Raw genomic sequence first — 20,795 nt, 5'->3', positions numbered from 1 at the left:
GCGGTGCAATCGCCGCTTCCGCCTGTTCGCGGTCCGGTCCCGGTTAAGCCTTGCTTTACGATGTTGCGCCAACCTGCCCGAAACCGGCGGAGCCACGATCCCCGGAACGATCTGGATGATGGGTAACGGATGGAACTGGCGGAACGGCTGGCCAAGGAACGGCGCGGGCGGCTGGCGGCCGAACGGCTGCTGGAACAGAAAAGCAGGGAACTGCACGCCGCCAATGAAAAGCTGGCCCTGCATGCCCGCGCCCTGTCTGACCAGATCGTCGAACAGCGGCAGGTCGTCAGATCCGCCCTGTCGGAGGCTGAGGCCCTGAAGGGCCAGAATCTGCGCTTCCTGACCGATCTTGAACGCGCCCACACCGCTGCCGTCATGGCCGAAAGACGGTTGTGGGATTCGATCAATACGATCCGCGATGGCTTTGCAGTGTTTGATTCCTCGAATCGGCTGGTCGCCGCAAATCGGGCCTATCTGGCGGTCTTCGAATCCGAGGCGATCCCGCCGGGCACCGAATATGCGGAGATTCTGGATACCGTGGCGGAGTCCGGGCTGGTCGACATCGGCGAGCATACGGTCGAAAGCTGGCGTGATCACATGCTTGCCCGCTGGGAGGATGATCCGATCCCGCCAATCGTGCTGCAATTCTCCAGCGGGCTCTGGGTGCGGCTGGTCGACCGTCGGGCGCGCGACGGCGATATGGTCAGTCTGGCCGTCGACATCACCGAACAAATGCGCATCTGGGCCGCGATAGAGGCAATTCCCGACGGGTTCGTTCTGTTTGACAGGGAGGACAGGCTGATGGTCTGCAATCAGCATTACCGCGCGCTGTACAGCGAAAGCGCCCCCGCCATGGTTCCGGGTGTCAGTTTCGAGGCGATCCTGCGCTATGGCGTGGAGCACGGCCAGTACCCCGAAGCCATAGGCCGTGAAGACGACTGGATCGAAGAACGGCTGAGCCTGCGCGAATCCGCCAGTGTTGATTTCGAACAGGCCATCGCGGGCGGGCGCTGGCTGCGTGTCATCGACAAGGAAACCCCGGATGGCGGCCGCGTCGGGTTGCGGGTCGATATCACCCGCGCGCGCGAACAGCAGGATGCGCTGGAACATGCCCGCGAAACCGCCGAGGCGGCGGTGCGCGCCAAATCGGCCTTCCTTGCCAATATGAGCCACGAAATCCGCACGCCGATGAATGGCGTCGTCGGCATGGCCGAACTGCTGTGCGACACGCCGCTGAACGATGAACAGCGTCTGTTCGCCGATACCATCCGCTCCTCCGGTGAGGCATTGCTGGTCATCATCAACGACATTCTGGATTACTCGAAGATCGAGGCCGAGCGGCTGACACTGCATCCCGAACCCTTCGATCTGGAGCGGGTGATCCACGAGGTCGCCATGCTGTTGCAGCCGCGCGCGCAGGCCAAGGGCATCGATCTGATGATCGACTACGATATGTTCCTGCCAACCCGCTTTGTCGGCGATCCGGGCCGGTTGCGGCAGGTGCTGACAAATCTTGCCGGCAACGCGGTGAAGTTCACCGAGAAGGGCCATGTCCTCATCCGGGTCGTCGGCCTTGAGGCGGTACCCGGCGCGCAGCAACTTCACATCACGGTCGAGGATACGGGCATCGGCATCGCCGCCGAGAACCTTGACCATATCTTCGGCGAGTTCAATCAGGTGGAAACCGCCGCCAACCGCAAGTTTGAGGGAACCGGGCTTGGCCTCGCAATCTCGCGCCGTCTGGTGGAGCATATGGGCGGCGCCGTCTGGGTCGACAGCGAGCCCGGTCGCGGGTCATGCTTCGGCTTCCGCCTGTCACTGCCGGTCGCGGAATCGGGCGAGGATCATCCCGCCAGCGTCTCGCTGAAACGTGCGCTTGTTGTGGACAACCAGTTCATCAACCGAACCATCCTAGAGCGCCAGCTTGCGACCTGCGGTATGCAAAGCGCCCTGTGCCGCTCTGCGGCCGAAGCCCTGTCCCTGCTGGAACAGGACCGCGATTTCGACGCCATTCTGGTGGACGAAGACATGCCGGAGATGGGCGGGCTTGCCTTCGTCGAACACGCCCGCGCAGCGGGGGTGACGACGCCCGTCTTGCTACTTTCGGCCAATCCGGTTCAGGCGCGGGAACAGGATCGCGACGGACATATCTCGGGCTTCCTGCAAACCCCCATCCTGCGCGCCGATCTTTACCGCAGGCTTCAGGCACTGGCGCCCTTGCCGGCGGCTCCGCCTCCCGCGCCGACGGGACGGCGCCTGATGCGGGTTCTGGCGGCCGAGGACAACCGCACAAACCAACTCGTCTTCCGCAAGATGGTGCGCGATCTGGCTATAGAACTGACCTTCGCTGACAATGGCCGCGAGGCTGTGGAACTGTTCCAGAGCTTTAAGCCCGATCTGGTGTTCATGGATATCTCGATGCCCGAGATGGACGGCCGAGACGCCGCCCGCGCCATCCGCAGACTGGAAGGGGGCCAGCGGCATGTGCCGATCATCGCCCTGACCGCCCATGCCATGGAAGGGGACGAGCAAAGCATCCTTGCCGCCGGGATCGACAGGTATCTGACAAAGCCACTGCGCAAGACCGCGATTTGCGAGGTTCTGGCCCGGTATGCGTCAGAGGATACGCTGCCCGCGCGGACTGATTTGCCGGAAAGCGGGGCGGCCTGACGGTCAGGCCGTCCTGCGAAAGACCAGACGCGGCCATTCGGACGCGGATGCATCATGGCGATAGCCGCCTGCGGTAAAGCCGCGCAGGTCCGCCGGGTCGGAGAGGCGGTTCTCCATGATGAACCGCGCCATCGCCCCACGGGCTTTCTTGGCCCAGAAACTGATGACCTTTGCCCCGTCCGCTCGGTCCTCCAGAAAGACCGGGGTGATCACAGGCAGGCGCAACGCGGCAGGATCGACCGCCGAGAAATATTCAACCGAGGCGCAGTTCACCAGAAATCGCGCGCCCGCCTCCTCCGCCGTCGCGTCCAGCGCCTGCGCCAGCCGCTCGCCCCACCAGTCGTAAAGCGAGCCGCCGCGCGGATTGGCAAGCCGCGAACCCATCTCCAGCCGGTAGGGCTCGATCCGGTCGGTCGGGCGCAGAAGACCGTAAAGCCCCGACAGGATACGCAGATGCGTCGTGGCCCAGCGCCAGGCATCAGCATCAAGCTTGCCAGCCTCCAGCCCGGCATAGGTGTCGCCTGCAAAGATCAGAGCGGCAGGCGCGCGGTCCTGGGCACCGAAAGCCGCGAAGCGATCCGCATTCAACTCGGCCAGCGCCGGCGAAATCCCCATCAGCCTGCGCAGATCCGCGGGCGTCAGACCCCGCGCGATCCGGGCAAGCTCGGCTGCTTCAGCCGCAAATTGCGGATCGGTCGCAGCAAGACCGGCGGGCAGAGCGGGCGGCGCGGGATCGAGACGTTTGGCGGGGGAAATCACAGTCAGCATGAAAGATCTCTCAGGCGTCACGGCACAGGGTCAGAAACGCTTCACCAAAGCGTTCCAGCCGCGCGGGGCCAAGATCTCCGGCGCGATCCAGGTCCGACAGGGTAGAAGGCCGTGCCTCGGCGATGCGGCGCAGGGCGCTTTGCGACAGAGACATCGGTTTGCCAGTGCCATCCTCGCCGCGCATCAGCCGCAACTGCGCTTCGGCCAGCAGGTCGAACAGTGCCCCGGCCGGCTGCCCGGCCAGTCGGGCACGAGCCGGATGCACCGGATCGGCCGCACCATTGATGACTGAAAGGAAAGCCGTGCCATAGCTTTCCAGTTTCTTCGCGCCTACGCCGCTGACGCGCGACATCTCGTCCAGCGTCGCAGGGCGGCGTTCTGCCATCTCGATCAGCGTGCGGTCAGGGAAGATGACATAGGCGGGCACGCGCGCAGCCTCGGCCAAAGCACGGCGTTTCGCTTTCAGCGCAGACAGCAGCGGCGCATCCTCTTCCGCCACCAGTGATTTGGCCGCTGGTCGCGCGGTGGTCTGCACCGTGTCGCGCCGCAGGGTGATGTTTGCCTCACCGCGCAGGATGGGACGCGCGGCCTCGGTCATGCGCAGGGCGCCAAAGCGTTCGGGATCAGGGCGCAGAAGATCCCGCCCCATCATCTGACGGAACACCGCGCCCCAGCCGGTCTTCGACAGGTCGCGCCCGACGCCGAAGGTGGGCAGCTGGTCATGCCCCTTCTCGCGCACCTTCGCCGTATTATTCCCAGTCAGAATGTCGATCAAATGTCCGGCACCGAACCATTCGCCGGTGCGCAGCACGGCTGACAGTGCCTTACGCACGGGTTCCGTTGCATCAAAAACCTGCGCGGGGCGGTCGCAGATGTCGCAATTGCCGCAAGGCTCTGACGCCTCACCGAAGTAGCCCAGCAGCACCTGACGGCGGCAGCCTGTCGCTTCGGCCAGGCCCAGAAGCGCGTTCAGCCGGGCGTGATCGGCCTCTTTCCGGTCGGCGGGGGCGGGGCTTTCGTCAATCTGGGACCGGCGGAGGCGGATATCATCGGGGCCGTAAAGCGTCAGCGTCTCGGCCGGGGCACCGTCACGCCCGGCGCGACCGATTTCCTGATAATAAGCCTCGATCGACTTCGACAGGTCAGCATGCGCGACCCAGCGGATGTCAGGCTTGTCGATCCCCATGCCAAAAGCGATGGTGGCGCAGACGATCAGCCCGTCCTCTTGCTGAAACCGCACCTCGACGCTTCGGCGGTCCTCGGCATCCATGCCGCCGTGATAATAACAGGCCGCATGTCCTGCCTCGCGCAGCGCCTGGGCCAGCACCTCGGTCTTGGACCGTGTGGCGCAATAGACGATGCCGGATTGCCCCTTCCGCGCGCCCGCGAAATCAAGGATCTGGCGACGCGGGCTGTCCTTCACGGCGAAAGCCAGATGGATATTGGGCCGGTCAAACCCGCGCAAGAAGGTAGCAGGCGCCTCCCCCCCGAACAGCCGCGTCACAATCTCGGCGCGGGTTTCCTCGTCCGCTGTGGCGGTGAAGGCGGCCAGCGGCACATTCAGCGCACGTTTCAGCTCGCCGATGCGCAGGTAATCGGGGCGGAAGTCATGGCCCCACTGGCTGACGCAATGCGCCTCGTCCACCGCGATGAGATTTGTGCCGACCCGGCGCAAGAGCGCAGTGGTGCTGCCGGAGGCGAGCCGTTCCGGCGCCATATACAGCAGCTTCAGCCGCCCTTCATCCAGCGCGCGGAACACCTCTTCGGTTTCCTCGTCGGTATTGCCGGAGGTCAGCGCCCCGGCTTCCACCCCCGCCTCGCGCAAGCTGCGCACCTGATCGCGCATCAGGGCGATGAGCGGCGAGATGACGACCGTGACCCCCTCGCGGCACAGCGCCGGAAGCTGGAAGCACAGCGACTTGCCGCCGCCGGTGGGCATGATGGCCAGCGTGTCGCGGCCTGCCAGCACCGCCTCGACGATCTCTTCCTGACCGGGGCGAAAGGCCCCGTAGCCGAAGACCCTCGCCAGAAGCTCGCGCGGGTGTTGCATGGATCAGTAGAAAGAGGCGGCGTTGTTGATAATGACGATGCGCAGCGCGTAGATGCCCAGAAGCACGATGAGCGGCGCGAAGTCGATGCCCGACATCGCGGGCAGGATGCGGCGCACCGTGCCGTAAACCGGCTCCAGCAGGCGGTTCAGGCCATACCACAGCTGCGCGACCAGCGGCTGCCGGGTGTTGAGCACCTGAAAGTTGATCAGCCACGACATGATGATATGGGCGATGATCACCCACTGCGCCACGTCAAGCAGCAGGAGCAGGATTTGCAGAATGGAAACCATGGTGCCCTCACAAGCTGTTGTGGTCTAGGTAACGCGATGACCCTAGGGGAGCAAGCCTTTCCGCAGCGTTCCGCTTGACCCTGTGGATGACGCGCGGCAGGCCACGGGGACAGGAGGCGCCCATGTATCCCTATGCCCGACTCGCCAAGGAAATCGTGAAGTTCCGCAATGCCCCCGCCCTGGGGATCTTCGACACCCATGTCAGCACACATCGCATCTGGCCTTGGGATATCGACCCGTGGATGGAACTGAACAACGGCCGCACGCTGACGCTGTTCGATCTGGGCCGCGTGCCGCTGGCCATTCGCACAGGGCTGGTGCGGGTGGTGCGCGAACAGGGCTGGGGCATGGCGGTGGCTGGCAATACCACACGCTATCGCAAGCGGGTCACGACATTCCAGCGCGTGACGATGCATTCGCGCTGCGTGGGCTGGGATGCGCGGTTCATGTATCTGGAACAAAGCATGTGGCGCGGTGATGACTGCACCGGCCAGATGCTTGCCCGATCAGCCTTCACCTCCAAAGCCGGGATGGTGCCGCCCGCGCGCGTGCTGGAGGCGATGGGCCAGCCCGTCGAAAGCCCGCCTCTGCCCCAATGGGTCGCCGCCTGGATCGCGGCGGATGCCACCCGCCCCTGGCCACCGGAACGGCACGGCTGACTGCATCGGAGGGGTTGCCAGCCGATAGCCTTTCAGGCTTGATCGGCCCGAACAGGCAAAGGGGACAGCCATGGTCAGCGCGAAGAAACGCATCTGGGGCTGGTTTTTCTTTGACTGGGCCAGCCAGCCCTACAACACCTTGTTGCTGACCTTCGTCTTTGGCCCCTATTTTGCGGAAGTGGCGAAAAGCTATTACCTGACCCAGGGCCTTTCGGCCGAGGCGGCGGGCGCACAGGCACAAGCTTTCTGGGGCTATGGTCAAACCATTTCCGGCGTGCTGATCGCCCTGCTGGCCCCGGTTCTGGGTGCCATCGCCGATGGCTCCGGTCGCCGGATGATCTGGATCTGGGTATTTTCCGCCTTCTATATCATCGGCTCGTGGGGCCTTTGGTATCTGACGCCCGATATGCCCGATCTGACGATGGCGATGATGTTCTTCGGGCTGGGCCTGATCGGCATGGAGTTTGCCACGATTTTCACCAATTCCCTGATGCCCAGCCTCGCCGAGCATGAGGAGATGGGAAAGATTTCCGGCTCGGGCTTCGCTTTCGGCTATCTGGGCGGGATCATTTCGCTGGTGATCATGCTGCTGTTCCTTGCCGAAAGCGGCGTCACCGGCAAGACGCTGATCGGACTGGACCCGGTGCTGGGGCTGGATGCAGCCAGCCGCGAGGGCACCCGCGCGGTCGGGCCCTTCACCGCGCTGTGGTATATCGTCTTCATGGTGCCCTTCTTCCTGTGGGTGCGCGAAACGCCCGGCACCGGCACAGGTCAGCCGGTGAAGGCCGCGCTGGCCGATCTGGGACGGCTGCTGAAGACCCTGCCCAGCCGTCAGAGCCTGTTCGCCTATCTCATGTCTTCGATGTTCTACCGCGACTCGCTGAACGCACTTTACGGCTTCGGCGGGGTCTATGCCTCGGGCGTACTGGGTTGGAGCGTCACGCAAATCGGCATTTTCGGCATCATCGGCGCCATCTCGGCCAGCCTTGCCACCTGGATCGGCGGCAAGCTGGATGCCGCGCGCGGGCCAAAGCCGGTGATCGTGATGTCGGTCTGGGTGCTGATTGTCGTCTGTGCCGTCATCGTCGGCATGTCGCGTGAACAGATCTTTGGCATTCCCTTCGCAGAAGGGTCCGACACACCGGATATCATCATGTATCTCTGCGGTATCCTGATCGGCGCGGCAGGAGGCACGGTTCAGGCCGCCTCGCGCACCATGATGGTGTTTCACACTACCCCCGAACGCGCGACCGAGGCCTTTGGCCTGTTCGCCCTGTCGGGCAAGGCCACATCCTTCATCGCACCCTTCGCCATCGCCGTCGCCTCGGACATCAGCGGATCGCAGCGCATTGGCGTCGCCCCGCTGATCGGGCTGTTTCTCATCGGCCTCATTCTGCTAATCTGGGTGAAACCGAATGGTGAACGGGCAGTCTGATGATCCGCAAGATGTTTCTGGCCAGCCTGCTGGCCGCCGCAAGCCTTTCCCTGAGCGCAGCACCCGTCAGCGCCGAGAAACTGGCGAACAAACTGTTCGGCGCGAAAGATGCGCCGTCGCAACAGGCGCCCATGCCCATCGGGTCTTACGCGCGGGGCTGTGCGGCGGGACTTGTGGAGCTGCCCGAAACCGGCCCGACCTGGCAAGCCATGCGTCTGTCGCGTGGCCGAAACTTCGGCCAGCCGGAAATGATTGACTTCCTTGAGGATCTGTCGGCGCAGGTCTCCCGCATCAATGGCTGGGCCGGACTATACATCGGCGACATCAGCCAGCCACGCGGCGGCCCGATGATCAGCGGCCATGCCAGCCACCAGATCGGGCTTGATGCCGATATCTGGATGCTGCCTCCCAAGCGGCTGAACCTCAGCCGGGCGGATCGGGAAAAGATCAGTTCGATTTCGGTGCGCTCTGCCGATCAGCGCAAGATCACCACGAACTGGACGGCACAGCATGCGGCGGTGCTGAAGGCCGCCGCCTCTGACCCGCGCGTGGATCGTATCTTCGTGACGCCGCCGGTGAAGATCGAGCTTTGCCGCACCGCCGGTCGCAAGGACAAGGACTGGCTTCAGAAAATCCGCCCCTATTGGGGGCATGACACGCATTTTCACGTCCGGCTGAAATGCCCGCGTGGCGCCACGGCCTGCGAGACGCAGAAACCCACAGTGGCCGAACTGTCCAATGGTGGCGATGGTTGCGACGACAGCCTGACCTGGTGGGTGACCGCCGCGCTGGAGCCGCAGCCGAAAAAGCCCAAAGACCCGAATGCGCCGAAAAAGCGCGGGCCGCGTGAATACACGATGGCCGATCTGCCCAAGCAATGCGCCGCCGTTCTGTCATCACGCTGATCCTCGCCTGCGGGCTCGCCCTTGAAGGCAGCGCCAGCCCGACCGAGGCGCCCGGCCATATCGGACGCTTCGTCTGGCGGTCGGATGATCCGCGCATGGGCGGCATGTCGGGGCTGGAGATCAGCGACGAGGGTCTGCGCTTTACCGCCCTGTCAGATCGCGGCGGCTGGACTTCGGGCCGTTTGCTCCGCGATGGGTCCGGCCGGATCACCGGGATCGAGGCCGCGCCGGTGCAGCCGTTGCGCGGCAAGGGCAAAGAACCGCTGGCCGCTGGCCGCAATGACAGCGAGGGCCTCGCCATCGCCCCGGATGGCACCGCCTATGTGTCGTTCGAAGGAGTGGCGCGGGTCTTGCGCTATGCCCGGATGGGCGCCGGGGCCGAAAACCTGCCGACGCCGCCCGCCTTTGCGAAGATGCAGCGCAACTCCTCGCTGGAGGCGCTGGCCATCGGGCCGGATGGCACGCTTTACACCCTGCCAGAAAGATCGGGGCGCGAGGACAGGCCATTTCCGGTCTGGCGGTTTCGCAACGGTGGCTGGGATCAGCCCTTTACCATCCCGCGCGAGGGTTCTTTCCTGCCGGTCGGTGCCGATTTCGGGCCGGATGGACGGCTTTACCTGCTGGAGCGCCAGTTCCGCGGTCTGATGGGCTTTGCCTCCCGCGTCCGGCGCTTCAACGTGACCGGCAACAAGATCGACAGCGGGGAAACCGTGCTGCAAACCCGCGCCGGGCAACATGACAATCTGGAGGGCATTGCCGTCTGGCGCGATGCGCAGGGCATCCGGCTGACGCTGATTGCGGACGACAATTTCCGCTTCTTCCAGACCACCGAAATCGTCGAATACCGCCTGCCGGATTGACTCGCGCAGCGTCCGGGCGTAACGGAGCGGCCTGCCCGAAGGGCCAAGTCTCCGCGACCTTGTAAAAACGGATATCACATGTCGAAATCCCTCCTGCCCGGCGTTCTCGCCATGGCGGCCACTGTCGTGGCTTCCAACATCCTTGTGCAATACCTGCTTGGCCCCTGGCTGACCTGGGGCGCACTGACCTACCCCGTTGCCTTTCTGGTGACCGACCTGACCAATCGCCTGCATGGCGCCGCCGTTGCGCGCCGCGTCGTGCTGGTGGGTTTTGTCGCTGGAATCCTGTGCTCGCTGATCGGTTCGCAGATCATGGGAGAATTCGGGCCGCTGGTTACCCTGCGTATCGCAATCGGCTCGGGCGCTGCTTTCCTTGCCGCACAACTGACCGACATCGCTATCTTCAACCGCCTGCGCGCGGGAAGCTGGTGGCGCGCGCCGCTTGTCTCCACGCTGTTCAGTTCCAGCCTTGATACAGTGATCTTCTTCACCACCGCCTTCTCGGCCAGCCTCGCCTTCATCGAGCCCGCGAACGATGTGTCCTGGGCTGGCGAAGTGCTGCCGATCCTGGGTTTCGGACCGCAAGCCCCGCTGTGGGTTTCGCTCGCCGTCGCCGACTGGATGGTCAAGCTGGCACTGGCAGCTGTTGCACTTGTGCCATTCCGCATCATTGTCGGAAAGTTGACTCTACGTCCGGTATAAAACCTTTTGACAAAGCCCAGATCTGTGTCACGCTCCCTATATCGGCAATCTTTTGAAAGGAGGTGATCCAGTGTCTAGAGTGATATTGGAGAGAGGTGTCGGGACAGTCAGGAGGAGCGATATTTAAGGGCAACCCCTTGAAAATCAATCCTATGATTGGGCTTGAAACCTAACTGGCCCATCTCCTTGGAACTCGGAAAGGGTCGCCGATTTAAGGCGGCCCTTTCTCGTTTCCGACGCCGGAATTACCAGCGTCGGGCACCCCCCTGAATATCGTTTCCTCAGGTCGCTATTTCCCTCTTTTCCAGACGGTCAAAGCCGCTAATCTCGCGCCATGCTGCGCATCACCGAGACAATCTCCATCGCCGACTGGGAGCTTTCAGAAAGCTTTTCCCGGTCCTCCGGGCCGGGCGGGCAGAATGTGAACAAGGTGGAAACTGCGGTGGAACTGCGGTTCGAGGCCGAACGCTCGCCCCACCTGACACCTGCGGTGAAGGCGCGGCTGAAGCGCATCGCCGGGCGACGCTGGACCACGGAAGGCGCCATCGTGATCCGGGCAGAGGAAACCCGCAGTCAGGCCCGCAACCGCGAACTGGCCGAGGCGCGCCTGGTCGAAATGATCCGTCAGGCGCTGGTCGCCCCCAAGCGGCGCATCGCCACCAAGCCGACACTGGGCAGCCAGCGGCGGCGGCTGGCAGCCAAAAGCCAGCGTGGTGAAGTGAAGGCCCTGCGCGGCCGGGTGGAGAGCGAGGAATGACCGAAGCGGAAGAGGCGGCGGCGCTGTGGGGCGCGCGCATCCTGCATGAATTGCGCAACCGCGAGAATGCGGTATACGCCATCGCCCTGCCCGATGGCGCGCAAGCCGCCCTGCGCCTGCATCGCACCGGCTATCAGAACCCGGCCGCCATCCGCTCGGAACTGTGGTGGTGTGCTGAACTGGCAAAGGCAGGCGTCGCGGTGCCTGCCCCCGTCGCCTCTGCCAGCGGTGCAAGTCTTCACCAGTTACAAGGCGGACGCCTGGCTTCGGTCATCTCCTGGGTTGAAGGCGCTCCCTTTGGCGAAGCACTGGTGCCGCTGACCGGCACCGCCGCAGAACAGACAGCGCGCCATCATGCGCTTGGGCGTCTTCTGGCCGAAGTGCATGACGCCACCGACCGGCTGACGCTGCCGCCTGATTTCACCCGCCCACGTTGGGACATCGACGGCCTGACAGGCGAGACCCCGCTTTGGGGCCGCTTCTGGGATCATCCCGCGCTGTCGGCCGCAGAGGCGGCACTGCTGCGCCGCGCCCGCGATCTTCTGCGCGAGCGTCTGACCGATCATGCCCGGCACAGCCAGCCCGGCCCGGTTCATGCCGATGTGCTGCGCGAGAATATCCTCGTTTCCGGCGACCGGCTTTCGCTGATCGACTTCGACGACAGCGGGATTGGCTTCCGGCTTTACGACCTTGGCACCGTTCTGTCGCAAGACCTTTATGAGCCGCAGCACCCCGCTTTGCAGGCGGCCTTGATCGAAGGCTACGGCAGCCTTCGGCAAGATGATTTCAATATGGTGCCACTGTTCACATTGGCGCGCGTGCTGGCTTCGGTCGGCTGGGCGATGACCCGTCTTCCTGCCGATCACCCGGTTCACCGCAGTCATATTGCCCGCGCGACGATGTGGGCCGACCGCCAGCTTTCCGCGGGAAACTGACCAAAACATCAGGAATAAACCGGGAATCGGTTGCCCGTCCGCAGTGGCCGGGCTATGCGCAGCGCGTGTAACAGGCCGATGACGGAACATGCCACAATTTCAGCAGAACAAGTGGAAGACGCTCGACAAGGATCTGTCCCGCCTCGTGGTGCTGGAGCAGGCAACCGTCTTCCTGTCCCGGCCCCTGATTGCGGTCGGCATCGGCCTCGCGTTCATCGCCCTGTGCGCCATTGCGGCGGCCATCCTGACCGGCGGGGCACCCAATTCTGTCATCATCATCACGGCGGCGGCCTTCGGCGCGTATATGGCACTGAACATCGGCGCCAATGATGTTGCCAACAACATGGGGCCTGCGGTCGGCGCCAATGCCCTGACCATGGGCGGCGCCCTGATTATCGCCGCCGTATTCGAAACAGCGGGTGCGCTGATCGCGGGCGGCGATGTCGTGTCCACCATTTCGGGCGGGATCGTGGCGCCTGAAGCTGTGGCAGACCCGCAGACCTTTATCTGGGCCATGATGGCCGCACTGATCGCCGCCTCGCTCTGGCTGAACCTTGCAACCTGGTTCGGGGCGCCGGTCTCGACAACCCATGCCATTGTCGGCGGCGTGATGGGTGCTGGCGTTGTCGCCGCCGGTTTCGGCGCGGTGGACTGGGGCAAGATGGGGCAGATCGCGGCAAGCTGGGTGATCTCGCCTATTCTCGGGGGTATCATCGCCGCGGGCTTCCTTGCCTTCATCAAATCCCGCATCAATGATGTCGAAGACAAGCTTGGCGCGGCGCGGCTGTGGGTGCCTGTGCTCATCGGGATCATGGGTGGCACCTTCACCACCTATCTGGCCGTCAAGGGCCTGAAAAAGCTGTTCTCGGTCTCGATGCCCATGGCCCTGCTGCTGGGACTTGCGGTCGGAATCGCAGCGGTTGTGATCACCCGCCCGCTGATCCGGCGCAAATCCGCAGGGATGGAGAACCGCAAGAACTCGCTCAAGGTGCTGTTCTCGATGCCGCTGGTCATTTCGGCCGCGCTGCTCTCCTTCGCGCATGGCGCCAATGATGTGGCCAATGCCGTTGGCCCGCTGGCGGCCATCGTCCATGCGGTGACCGATCACGCCACCTCCGACAAGGTGGGGATTCCGCTCTGGGTCATGCTGATCGGCGCAGCCGGGATTTCCTTTGGCCTGACACTGTTCGGGCCCAAGCTGATCCGCATGGTGGGCACCGAGATCACCAAGCTGAACCCGATGCGCGCCTATTGCGTCGCCCTGTCCGCAGCGATCACGGTCATCGTGGCAAGCTGGCTTGGCCTGCCGGTCAGTTCCACCCATATCGCTGTCGGGGCGGTGTTCGGCGTCGGCTTCTACCGGGAATGGCATGCCGACCGGAAAGCCCGGCGGACCGGCATCATCAAGGGTAAGCCCGTCCCGCCGGAAGAACGGTCGCGCCGCAAGCTGGTGCGCCGCGTCCATATCCTGTCCATCGGGGCGGCCTGGGTTGTCACCGTGCCGTTGACCGCGCTGCTGTCGGCGCTGATCTTTGTGATGCTGCGTCTGCTGACCTGACCTGCGTCAGACCAGCAGATCCTGCGCATCCTGATCACGGACATCGAAGACCCGCTTGTAGCGGGCCACTTCCTCCGCCGGGCCCATCGCCTTGTTCGGATTGTCGGACAGCTTCACCGTGGGCCGCCCATTCGCGCTGACCGCCTTGCAGACAAGGCTGAACGGGGCCAGCCGGTCCCCTGCCAACCCCCGGAAATCGTTGGTCAGCATGGTGCCCCAGCCGAAGGATACTTTGACCCGCCCGACGAAGCGGGCGTGGAGCTCCTCGATCTTTTCGACATCCAGCCCATCCGAAAAGATCACCAGTTTGCGGGTCGGATCTTCGCCCCGCTCCTTCCACCAGCGGATCGCCATTTCGGCCGCCCCCGCCGGATCGCCCGAGTCGATGCGGATACCAGTCCAGGTGGTCAGCCAGTCCGGCGCATGTTTCAGAAACCCTTCCGAGCCGAAAGTATCGGGCAGAATGATCCGCAGATTACCGTCATGTTCGTCATGCCAGTCCGCAAGAACGCGATAGGGCGCCTGAGCCAGTTCGGCATCACTTTCTGCCAGTGCGGCATAGACCATGGGCAGTTCATGGGCATTGGTGCCGATGGCCTCGATGTCGCGTTTCATCGCGATACGGCAGTTCGAGGTGCCGATGAACGCATCGCCCAGACCTTCCTGCATCGCCTGCACGCACCAGTCCTGCCACAGGAAGCCATGACGCCGCCGCGTGCCGAAATCCGCGATCTTCAGCCCCTCGATCCGCCGCAGCCGCTCGATCTTTTCCCACAGGCGGGCCATGGCCCGGGCGTAAAGCACCTGAAGCTCGAACTTGCCCATGTCGCGCAGCACCGCACGCGAGCGCAGTTCCATCAGCACGGCAAGCGCAGGAATTTCCCACAGCATGACCTCGGGCCAGCGACCTTCGAAGGTCAGCTCATATTGGCCATCCCGCTTTTCAAGATGGTAGTCGGGCAGGCGCATCCCTTCGAACCATTCCATGAAATCGGGGCGGAACATCTGGCGTTTGCCGTAAAAGGTATTCCCCCGCAGCCAGGTGCTTTCCCCGCGGCTGAGGCTCAGCGAGCGGACATGATCCAGCTGTTCCCTCAGTTCGCCCTCGTCGATCAACTCGGCGAGGCGGATGGATTTGGTGCGGTTGATCAGGCTGAACACCACCGTCGTGTCCGGCTTGTTGCGGAAGATCGACTGGCACATCAACAGTTTATAAAAATCCGTATCGATCAGCGAACGGACGATCGGGTCGATCTTCCAGTTGTGGTTGTGGACCCGTGTTGCGATATCGACCATGACGCCTCTCCCTTTGCGCCCATGTCTAAGGCATCGGCGGGGGAAACGTCAAAACCCGTATCGCCATGATGCGCCACCCGGGTCAGCAAATCATACAGTTCCCGGCGTACCAGTGGCTTGGACAGCATGCCATCCATCCCGGCCGCTACCACGGCCGCCCCTTGCTCACCCTCTGAAAAGGCCGTCTGGGCCACGATTTTGCAACGCGGCAGGCCCGTTGCTGCTTCATATGCGCGGATTGCCCGTGTCGCAGCCAGACCATCCATGCCGGGCATCGACAGATCCATCAGCACCAGATCCGGCGGGTCCGCCTTGTACTGGCGCAGCGCCTCGGCACCGTCGCGGGCGGTGGTGACCCGGGCGACACAACGCTCCAGCAGCTTGTGGACAATCATCAGATTCGTAGCATTGTCTTCCGCGATCAACACATGCAGCGCGGTCCGGGGCGCGGCCCCCTGTCCGACTGCCGGTGTCATCAGCATGGCCCCGGTCGCCCGCCGCAAATGCAGCGTCACGGTAAAGACCGACCCTCGGCCCGGAAGAGCGGCGACCGTGATATCCCCACCCATCTGTCGCGCCAGCAGGCGCGAGATCGTCAGACCCAGCCCCGATCCGCCGAACCTTCTGGAAATGGTGCTGTCAGCCTGAGTGAAACTGTCGAATATGGTCTCCAGCCGCTCGGGCACAATGCCAATGCCGGTATCCTCGACCTCTATCTGCAGCCGGTCCGCCTCGGGACCGGGCTGGCAATCCAGCCTCACGATGACAAAGCCCTGATCGGTGAATTTCACCGCATTGCCCAGCACATTCAGCAGGATCTGGCGTATCCGCCCGCCGTCCCCAAGATGGCGTGGGAGGTGGTCAGGCAGCACAATCCGAAGCGCTATCCCCTTCTTCGCGGCAGAGGGGCGCAGCAGATTAACCACGCTTTCCACGCCCGCGGCGACCGAGATTGGCTCGGTCAGCAGATCGGATTTTCCGGCCTGCAATTTTGACAGATCCAGAACATCATTGATGATCGTCACCAAGGCCCGTCCGGATTCGATGATCGTATCCAGATAATCCCGCTGCTCGGGGTCCAGCGCCGTATCGCCCAGCAGTTCTGCCATTCCGATCACGCCATGCAGCGGGGTGCGGATTTCATGGCTCATCGTCGCCAGAAACTGCGATTTTGTCCGTGCGGCAGCCTCTGCTGCCTCGCGCGCCGCAGCGAGTTCAGCGGCATGCAGGCGCGCCTCGGTCACGTCGCGTTCCACCGCGATGAACACCTCGGCCCGGCCCCCGGCATCCAGAACCGGCGTCAGCGATACATCCATCCAGAGACGCTGACCATCCTTGCGCCGGTTCTGAAGCTCCAGCCGCACCGGCTGCGCCAGATCTTCGGCCCGCGTCTCGGGCGCATTCAACAGATCGCCAGGCTTGCGACCAAGCGCCTCCTCAAACGTGTATCCGGTGATGCGGGTAAACGCCGGATTAACCCATTGGATGCTGCCATCCACCCCCGTGAACACCACGCTGTCACCCGCATGCTGCGCCACAAGCGCAAGCCGGGCCGATTTGCGCGCGGCCTCTGCCAGCGCCTCGCGCGACTGGCTCAGCGCAAGCTGTTCATCCAGAAGCGCGCGTTCGAAGCGGCCCCGTTCGTGCCGCCCTTTCTCGACCGCGCGAATGAACAGCGCGGTGCTGTAGCCAAGAATGAGGATCGACAGGATCAGAAACAGACTGTCAGGGCCGTGCTGCGACAGCAGGTCCACCATCAACGCAACAGCAGACACACCATACACGCCCAGACGTGCCGCGCCGCCTTCAGGGAAATGGTGCCGAACCAGACCTGCATTCAGGATGGCCGACATCAGGAAGACGGCGGCAAAGACCTGCGCCCCGATCAGCGGGATCACATGCCAGCAGAGCGCAATGCAGCCAGAAATTGTCAGCGCCTGAAACCCGGCAGAAGCTGTCGCCAGCCTGCGCAGCCCGGGCGGAATACGGTCGGGGCAGCACCGCAGGATCAGCCGCAGCACCAGACAATCCACCGCTTCGCCGCCCAGCGCCAGCGCGATGCTCGCCGGGGCCATCCAGGCAGCGCCAAGCGCGCCAATCACTGCGGCGCCGATTCCGGTCATCGTCTGACGCACCAGAAAGGTGCGAACCCGCCCACGCGCATAGCGGCGGAACAATCCATCGGGGCTGTTCCGTTTTATGAAGCTTTCGCGCGCATCGGCGACTGCCGTATCCATCCCAACGCCCTGCAGATTTCCCGCACAGGCTAGATGCCGGACCTTAACAGACCGTGTGCATCAGACGAGTTTCACACCCGCATTCCGCATCTGCTCCAGCGCTGCAACCAGCGAACCGTCGAGGTCGATCCCCCGGCAGGCAGAAAGCCTGACCTTCACATCGAACCCGAGCCGCACAGCATCCAGAGCCGAATAGGCCACGCAGAAATCCGTCGCCAGCCCAACCAACGTCAGATCCGTAGCCCCGCGCGTGCGCAAATAGCCCTCCAGCCCAGTTGGCGTCGTGTGGTCATTTTCGAAGAACGCCGAATAGCTGTCGATCCCGGTGCGAAAGCCCTTGCGGATCACCAGATCGGCGGCATCGGCATTCAGCCCGGCATGAAAGCCCGCCCCGGCGGTGCCCTGCACACAATGCACCGGCCACAACACCTGAGGACCATAGGGCATCTCGACCATGGAGAATGGCGAAGTGCCCGGATGATTGGCGGCGAAGCTCGCATGATCCGCCGGGTGCCAGTCCTGTGTCAGCACACGCACGGAGTAATCGGCCAGCATCGCGTTGATCTCGGGCACGATCTCGTCGCCCCCCACAACCGCCAGCGCGCCACCGGGACAGAAATCGTTCTGGACGTCGATGACGATCAGGGCCTCGGTCATGGCTGGTCCTCTTTCACTGCTGCCCCTCTTGCGTAAGGCCGCCCGCAGCTTGCGTCAACGCCGCACCCCTGCGCGCGGCTCTTGCCAGCCAGGGGGCGCTGACCTATGCCCGTGCCATGATCACCATTGCAGCGCTCTACCACTTCACCCGCTTCCCCGACCCCGCTGCACTGCGCGCGCCGCTCTTTGCACTGGCCGAGGCGCAGGGCATCAAAGGCTCGCTCCTGCTGGCGCAGGAAGGGATCAACGGCACGATCGCCGGTTCCCGCAGCGGGATTGACGCGATGCTGGCCCATATTCGCGCCCTGCCCGGCTGCGCGGATTTGGAGCACAAGGAAAGCCACGCCGAAACCATGCCCTTCGGCCGCATGAAGGTCCGGCTGAAGCGCGAGATCGTCACCATGGGGCAACCCGATGTCGACCCGCGCGCCCGTGTCGGCCATTACGTCGCGCCCGCAGACTGGAACGCGCTGATCAGCCAGCCCGATGTCGCGGTGATCGACACCCGCAATGATTACGAGGTCGCCATCGGCACCTTCCGTGGCGCCATCGACCCGCAGACCACCAGCTTCCGTGATTTCCCCGCATGGTGGGAGGCGAACAAGGATCGCTTTCACAACAAGCGCATCGCGATGTTCTGCACCGGCGGTATCCGCTGCGAGAAATCAACGAATTTTCTGCTGGCGCAGGGCGTGGAAGAGGTCTTCCACCTCAAGGGTGGCATCCTGAAATACCTGGAGGACATGCCCGAGGATCAAAGCCTCTGGGATGGTCAGTGCTATGTCTTTGACCAGCGCGTCAGCGTGGGTCACGGCCTCGTTCCGGGCGGGCTTGCCACCTGCCACGCCTGCCGCCGCCCGCTGCAACCCGAGGATCTGTCCCGCCCGGAATACGAGGAAGGCGTCTGCTGCCATCACTGCGCGAATGAATATTCCGAGGCCGACCGCGCCCGCTTCCGCGAACGCATGCACCAGATGCGCCTGGCCGAGACGCGCGGCACCCGGCACCTCGGCGGCTGATCCTTTATCTTAGTGAAAATATCCTCGGGGGTGAATTGGCCGCAGGGCAAGAGGGGGCGGACAGCCCCCTTCTTCACGCCTCGGGGATCAGGATTTCCCGCTTGCCGACATGGTTCGCTGGCGTGACGACACCCTGCTCCTCCATCTGCTCCACCAGACGCGCGGCCTTGTTGTAGCCGATGCCCAGCTTGCGCTGAATGTAGGAGGTCGAACATTTCCGGTCACGCGCCACGATCGCCACCGCCTGATCGTAAAGCGCGTCCTCGCCATCGGTATTACCCCCGGCATTGAGGCCAAGCACCGCGTCGATATCGCTGGCAACCTCGTCATCCGGGCCTTCCACCACGCCCGACATATATTGCGGCGGGCCAAAGCTCTTGAGGTGGTTCACGATTTCCTCGACCTCTTCGTCCGACACGAAGGGCCCGTGGATACGCGTGATGCGCTGGCCGTTGCCCATGTAAAGCATGTCGCCCTGGCCCAGAAGCTGTTCCGCGCCCTGCTCGCCCAGAATGGTGCGGCTGTCAATTTTCGAGGTCACCTGGAAGGAAATCCGGGTGGGGAAGTTCGCCTTGATCGTGCCGGTGATCACATCGACCGAAGGCCGCTGCGTCGCCATGATGAGGTGGATGCCCGAGGCCCGCGCCATCTGTGCGAGGCGCTGGATGCAGGCTTCGATCTCTTTCCCCGCGACCATCATCAGATCGGCCATCTCATCAACGATGACGACGATATAGGGGAAGGGCTCGGGCGCGAATTCCTCGGTTTCGAACACCGGCTCGCCGGTATCCTCGTCAAAGCCGGTCTGGATGGTGCGCTTGAACATCTCGCCCGCAGCCTGCGCCTCGCGCACCCGGCCGTTATAGCCGTCGATGTTGCGCACCCCCATCTTCGACATCTTGCGGTAGCGCTCTTCCATCTCGCCCACCACCCATTTCAGGGCGACGACCGCCTTCTTCGGATCGGTGACGACGGGCGACAGCAGATGCGGAATCCCGTCATAGACGGAAAGTTCCAGCATCTTCGGGTCGATCATGATCAGGCGGCATTCCTCAGGCGTCAGCTTGTAGAGCAGGCTGAGGATCATGGTGTTGATGGCGACGGATTTCCCGGACCCGGTGGTCCCGGCGATCAGCAGGTGGGGCATCTTGGCGAGGTTCGCCACGATCGGGTCGCCACCAATATCCTTGCCCAGCGCCAGCGGCAGGCGCAGCTGGCTGTCACCGAAGTCGCGCGCGGCGAGGATTTCGCGCAGCACCACCTTTTCGCGGCTGGCATTGGGCAGTTCGATCCCGATGACCGAGCGGCCCGGAACGGTGGATACCCGTGCCGACAGCGCCGACATCGAGCGTGCGATGTCATCGGCGAGCCCGATCACCCGGCTGGCCTTCAGGCCCGGCGCCGGTTCGAGTTCATACATGGTGACGACCGGGCCGGGGCGGACCGAGACGATCTCGCCCTTCACGCCGTAATCATCCAGCACGGATTCCAGCATCCGGGCGTTTTCTTCGAGCGCCTCGTCCGACAGCGCGTGGCGCGTGATCGTCGACGGCGAGGCCAGAAGCGACAACGGTGGCAATTCGTAAGCCGCGTTCACCTGATCCTCGAAACGCAGGCGCGGTTGCGACTCGGCCACCGCCTGACGTGACGGCGTGATCGGCTTCTTGGCCGGATGCTGCACCACACCGCGTTTCACCTCGGGCGTGACCAGAGGCGCCGACGGACGTGCGGGCATCCCGCCCGTTTCGGCACGCAACGGCGCGACGTGGCTCACCGGCGTCGGGTCATAATCCGGTTCGTAATTATCATCCGGCGACCAGTCATCATAGGCGTCTTCCACCGGCTCGGCCACCGGCGCCGGGGCAGGCGCCTGCATGCGCGGAGCGGCGGGCACAATCGTCTCGGCCTCGTCACGCCACATGGCGGGCTGCGCGGGCAGGACCGCAGCCGCAACCGGCATCCGGGTCGCAGCGGGGCGCAGCAGCGGGGCCGGGCG

17 protein-coding genes are annotated in these 20,795 nt (G+C 63.8%); 10 read left to right on the top strand and 7 right to left on the bottom strand.

Annotated elements, in window-relative coordinates; all coding sequences use genetic code 11:
* Positions 1 to 129 precede the first annotated feature (129 nt).
* On the top strand, positions 130 to 2,670 hold the full coding sequence (locus AO684_RS11200; protein WP_054302834.1) for a response regulator: 2,541 nt from the start codon (positions 130 to 132) through the stop codon (positions 2,668 to 2,670).
* A gap of 3 nt (positions 2,671 to 2,673) precedes the next feature.
* Here the strand turns inward: AO684_RS11200 and yaaA are convergent, their stop codons facing one another.
* The 3 genes from yaaA to AO684_RS11185 are packed head-to-tail and all read right to left on the bottom strand — an operon-like array spanning position 2,674 to position 5,779.
* On the bottom strand, positions 2,674 to 3,438 hold the full coding sequence (gene yaaA / locus AO684_RS11195) for a peroxide stress protein YaaA (protein ID WP_054302833.1): 765 nt from the start codon (positions 3,436 to 3,438) through the stop codon (positions 2,674 to 2,676).
* Between the two features lie 10 nt (positions 3,439 to 3,448).
* Positions 3,449 to 5,488, bottom strand: coding sequence for a DNA helicase RecQ (gene recQ / locus AO684_RS11190; protein WP_054302832.1), 2,040 nt, complete (start codon positions 5,486 to 5,488; stop codon positions 3,449 to 3,451).
* Between the two features lie 3 nt (positions 5,489 to 5,491).
* Positions 5,492 to 5,779, bottom strand: a complete 288-nt coding sequence (locus AO684_RS11185) for a YggT family protein (protein WP_054302831.1) — start codon at positions 5,777 to 5,779, stop codon at positions 5,492 to 5,494.
* A gap of 122 nt (positions 5,780 to 5,901) precedes the next feature.
* On the opposite strand from AO684_RS11185, the gene AO684_RS11180 reads away from it, so the two are divergent.
* The 8 genes from AO684_RS11180 (at position 5,902) to AO684_RS11145 (ending at position 13,590) form a co-directional block, all read left to right on the top strand.
* A complete protein-coding gene (locus AO684_RS11180; protein WP_054302830.1) occupies positions 5,902 to 6,438 on the top strand; it encodes an acyl-CoA thioesterase in 537 nt (178 codons plus the stop codon).
* Positions 6,439 to 6,508: 70 nt separating this feature from the next.
* A complete protein-coding gene (locus tag AO684_RS11175) occupies positions 6,509 to 7,873 on the top strand; it encodes an MFS transporter (protein WP_054302829.1) in 1,365 nt (454 codons plus the stop codon).
* Positions 7,873 to 8,778 carry a penicillin-insensitive murein endopeptidase gene (gene mepA / locus AO684_RS11170; protein WP_054302828.1) on the top strand — a complete coding sequence of 302 codons (906 nt, stop codon included), beginning with the start codon at positions 7,873 to 7,875 and terminating at the stop codon, positions 8,776 to 8,778. Before AO684_RS11175 ends, mepA begins: the two co-directional genes overlap by 1 nt.
* Positions 8,751 to 9,638 (top strand): esterase-like activity of phytase family protein, encoded by an 888-nt coding sequence (locus AO684_RS11165; RefSeq protein ID WP_054302827.1) that lies wholly within the window; start codon positions 8,751 to 8,753, stop codon positions 9,636 to 9,638. Before mepA ends, AO684_RS11165 begins: the two co-directional genes overlap by 28 nt.
* Before the next feature lie 78 nt (positions 9,639 to 9,716).
* Positions 9,717 to 10,340, top strand: a complete 624-nt coding sequence (locus tag AO684_RS11160) for a queuosine precursor transporter (RefSeq protein WP_054302826.1) — start codon at positions 9,717 to 9,719, stop codon at positions 10,338 to 10,340.
* A 334-nt stretch (positions 10,341 to 10,674) separates the two neighbouring features.
* Entirely contained in the window at positions 10,675 to 11,097 is a 423-nt protein-coding gene (arfB, locus tag AO684_RS11155; protein ID WP_054302825.1) for an alternative ribosome rescue aminoacyl-tRNA hydrolase ArfB, read from the top strand.
* Entirely contained in the window at positions 11,094 to 12,032 is a 939-nt protein-coding gene (locus tag AO684_RS11150; protein ID WP_054302824.1) for a phosphotransferase enzyme family protein, read from the top strand. The genes arfB and AO684_RS11150 overlap by 4 nt, the downstream gene beginning before the upstream one ends.
* An 88-nt stretch (positions 12,033 to 12,120) precedes the next feature.
* Positions 12,121 to 13,590: an inorganic phosphate transporter gene (locus tag AO684_RS11145; protein WP_054302823.1), complete on the top strand. Its 1,470-nt coding sequence runs from the start codon at positions 12,121 to 12,123 to the stop codon at positions 13,588 to 13,590.
* Between the two features lie 6 nt (positions 13,591 to 13,596).
* Here the strand turns inward: AO684_RS11145 and pncB are convergent, their stop codons facing one another.
* Genes pncB through pncA form a run of 3 tightly spaced genes read right to left on the bottom strand, consistent with a single transcriptional unit; the run spans position 13,597 to position 17,780 of the window.
* Positions 13,597 to 14,886, bottom strand: a complete 1,290-nt coding sequence (gene pncB / locus AO684_RS11140) for a nicotinate phosphoribosyltransferase (RefSeq protein WP_054302822.1) — start codon at positions 14,884 to 14,886, stop codon at positions 13,597 to 13,599.
* Positions 14,820 to 17,123 (bottom strand): PAS domain-containing hybrid sensor histidine kinase/response regulator, encoded by a 2,304-nt coding sequence (locus AO684_RS11135; protein WP_054302821.1) that lies wholly within the window; start codon positions 17,121 to 17,123, stop codon positions 14,820 to 14,822. The genes pncB and AO684_RS11135 overlap by 67 nt, the downstream gene beginning before the upstream one ends.
* Positions 17,124 to 17,183: 60 nt before the next feature.
* Positions 17,184 to 17,780 (bottom strand): bifunctional nicotinamidase/pyrazinamidase, encoded by a 597-nt coding sequence (gene pncA, locus AO684_RS11130; protein WP_054302820.1) that lies wholly within the window; start codon positions 17,778 to 17,780, stop codon positions 17,184 to 17,186.
* A gap of 116 nt (positions 17,781 to 17,896) precedes the next feature.
* Between pncA and AO684_RS11125 the strand changes: the two genes are divergently transcribed.
* On the top strand, positions 17,897 to 18,799 hold the full coding sequence (locus AO684_RS11125; protein WP_054302819.1) for a rhodanese-related sulfurtransferase: 903 nt from the start codon (positions 17,897 to 17,899) through the stop codon (positions 18,797 to 18,799).
* A gap of 73 nt (positions 18,800 to 18,872) precedes the next feature.
* Here AO684_RS11125 and AO684_RS11120 read toward each other — a convergent pair.
* A partial coding sequence (locus AO684_RS11120) for a DNA translocase FtsK (RefSeq protein ID WP_255349798.1) occupies positions 18,873 to 20,795 on the bottom strand: 1,923 nt, incomplete at its 5' end.

The sequence above is a fragment of the Gemmobacter sp. LW-1 genome (assembly GCF_001303875.1).
In the GTDB taxonomy this organism is placed as follows: Bacteria; Pseudomonadota; Alphaproteobacteria; order Rhodobacterales; family Rhodobacteraceae; genus Gemmobacter; species Gemmobacter caeni.
The sequence above is the reverse complement of the archived record's forward strand: the minus strand, read 5'-3'. Positions and strand labels throughout refer to the sequence as shown.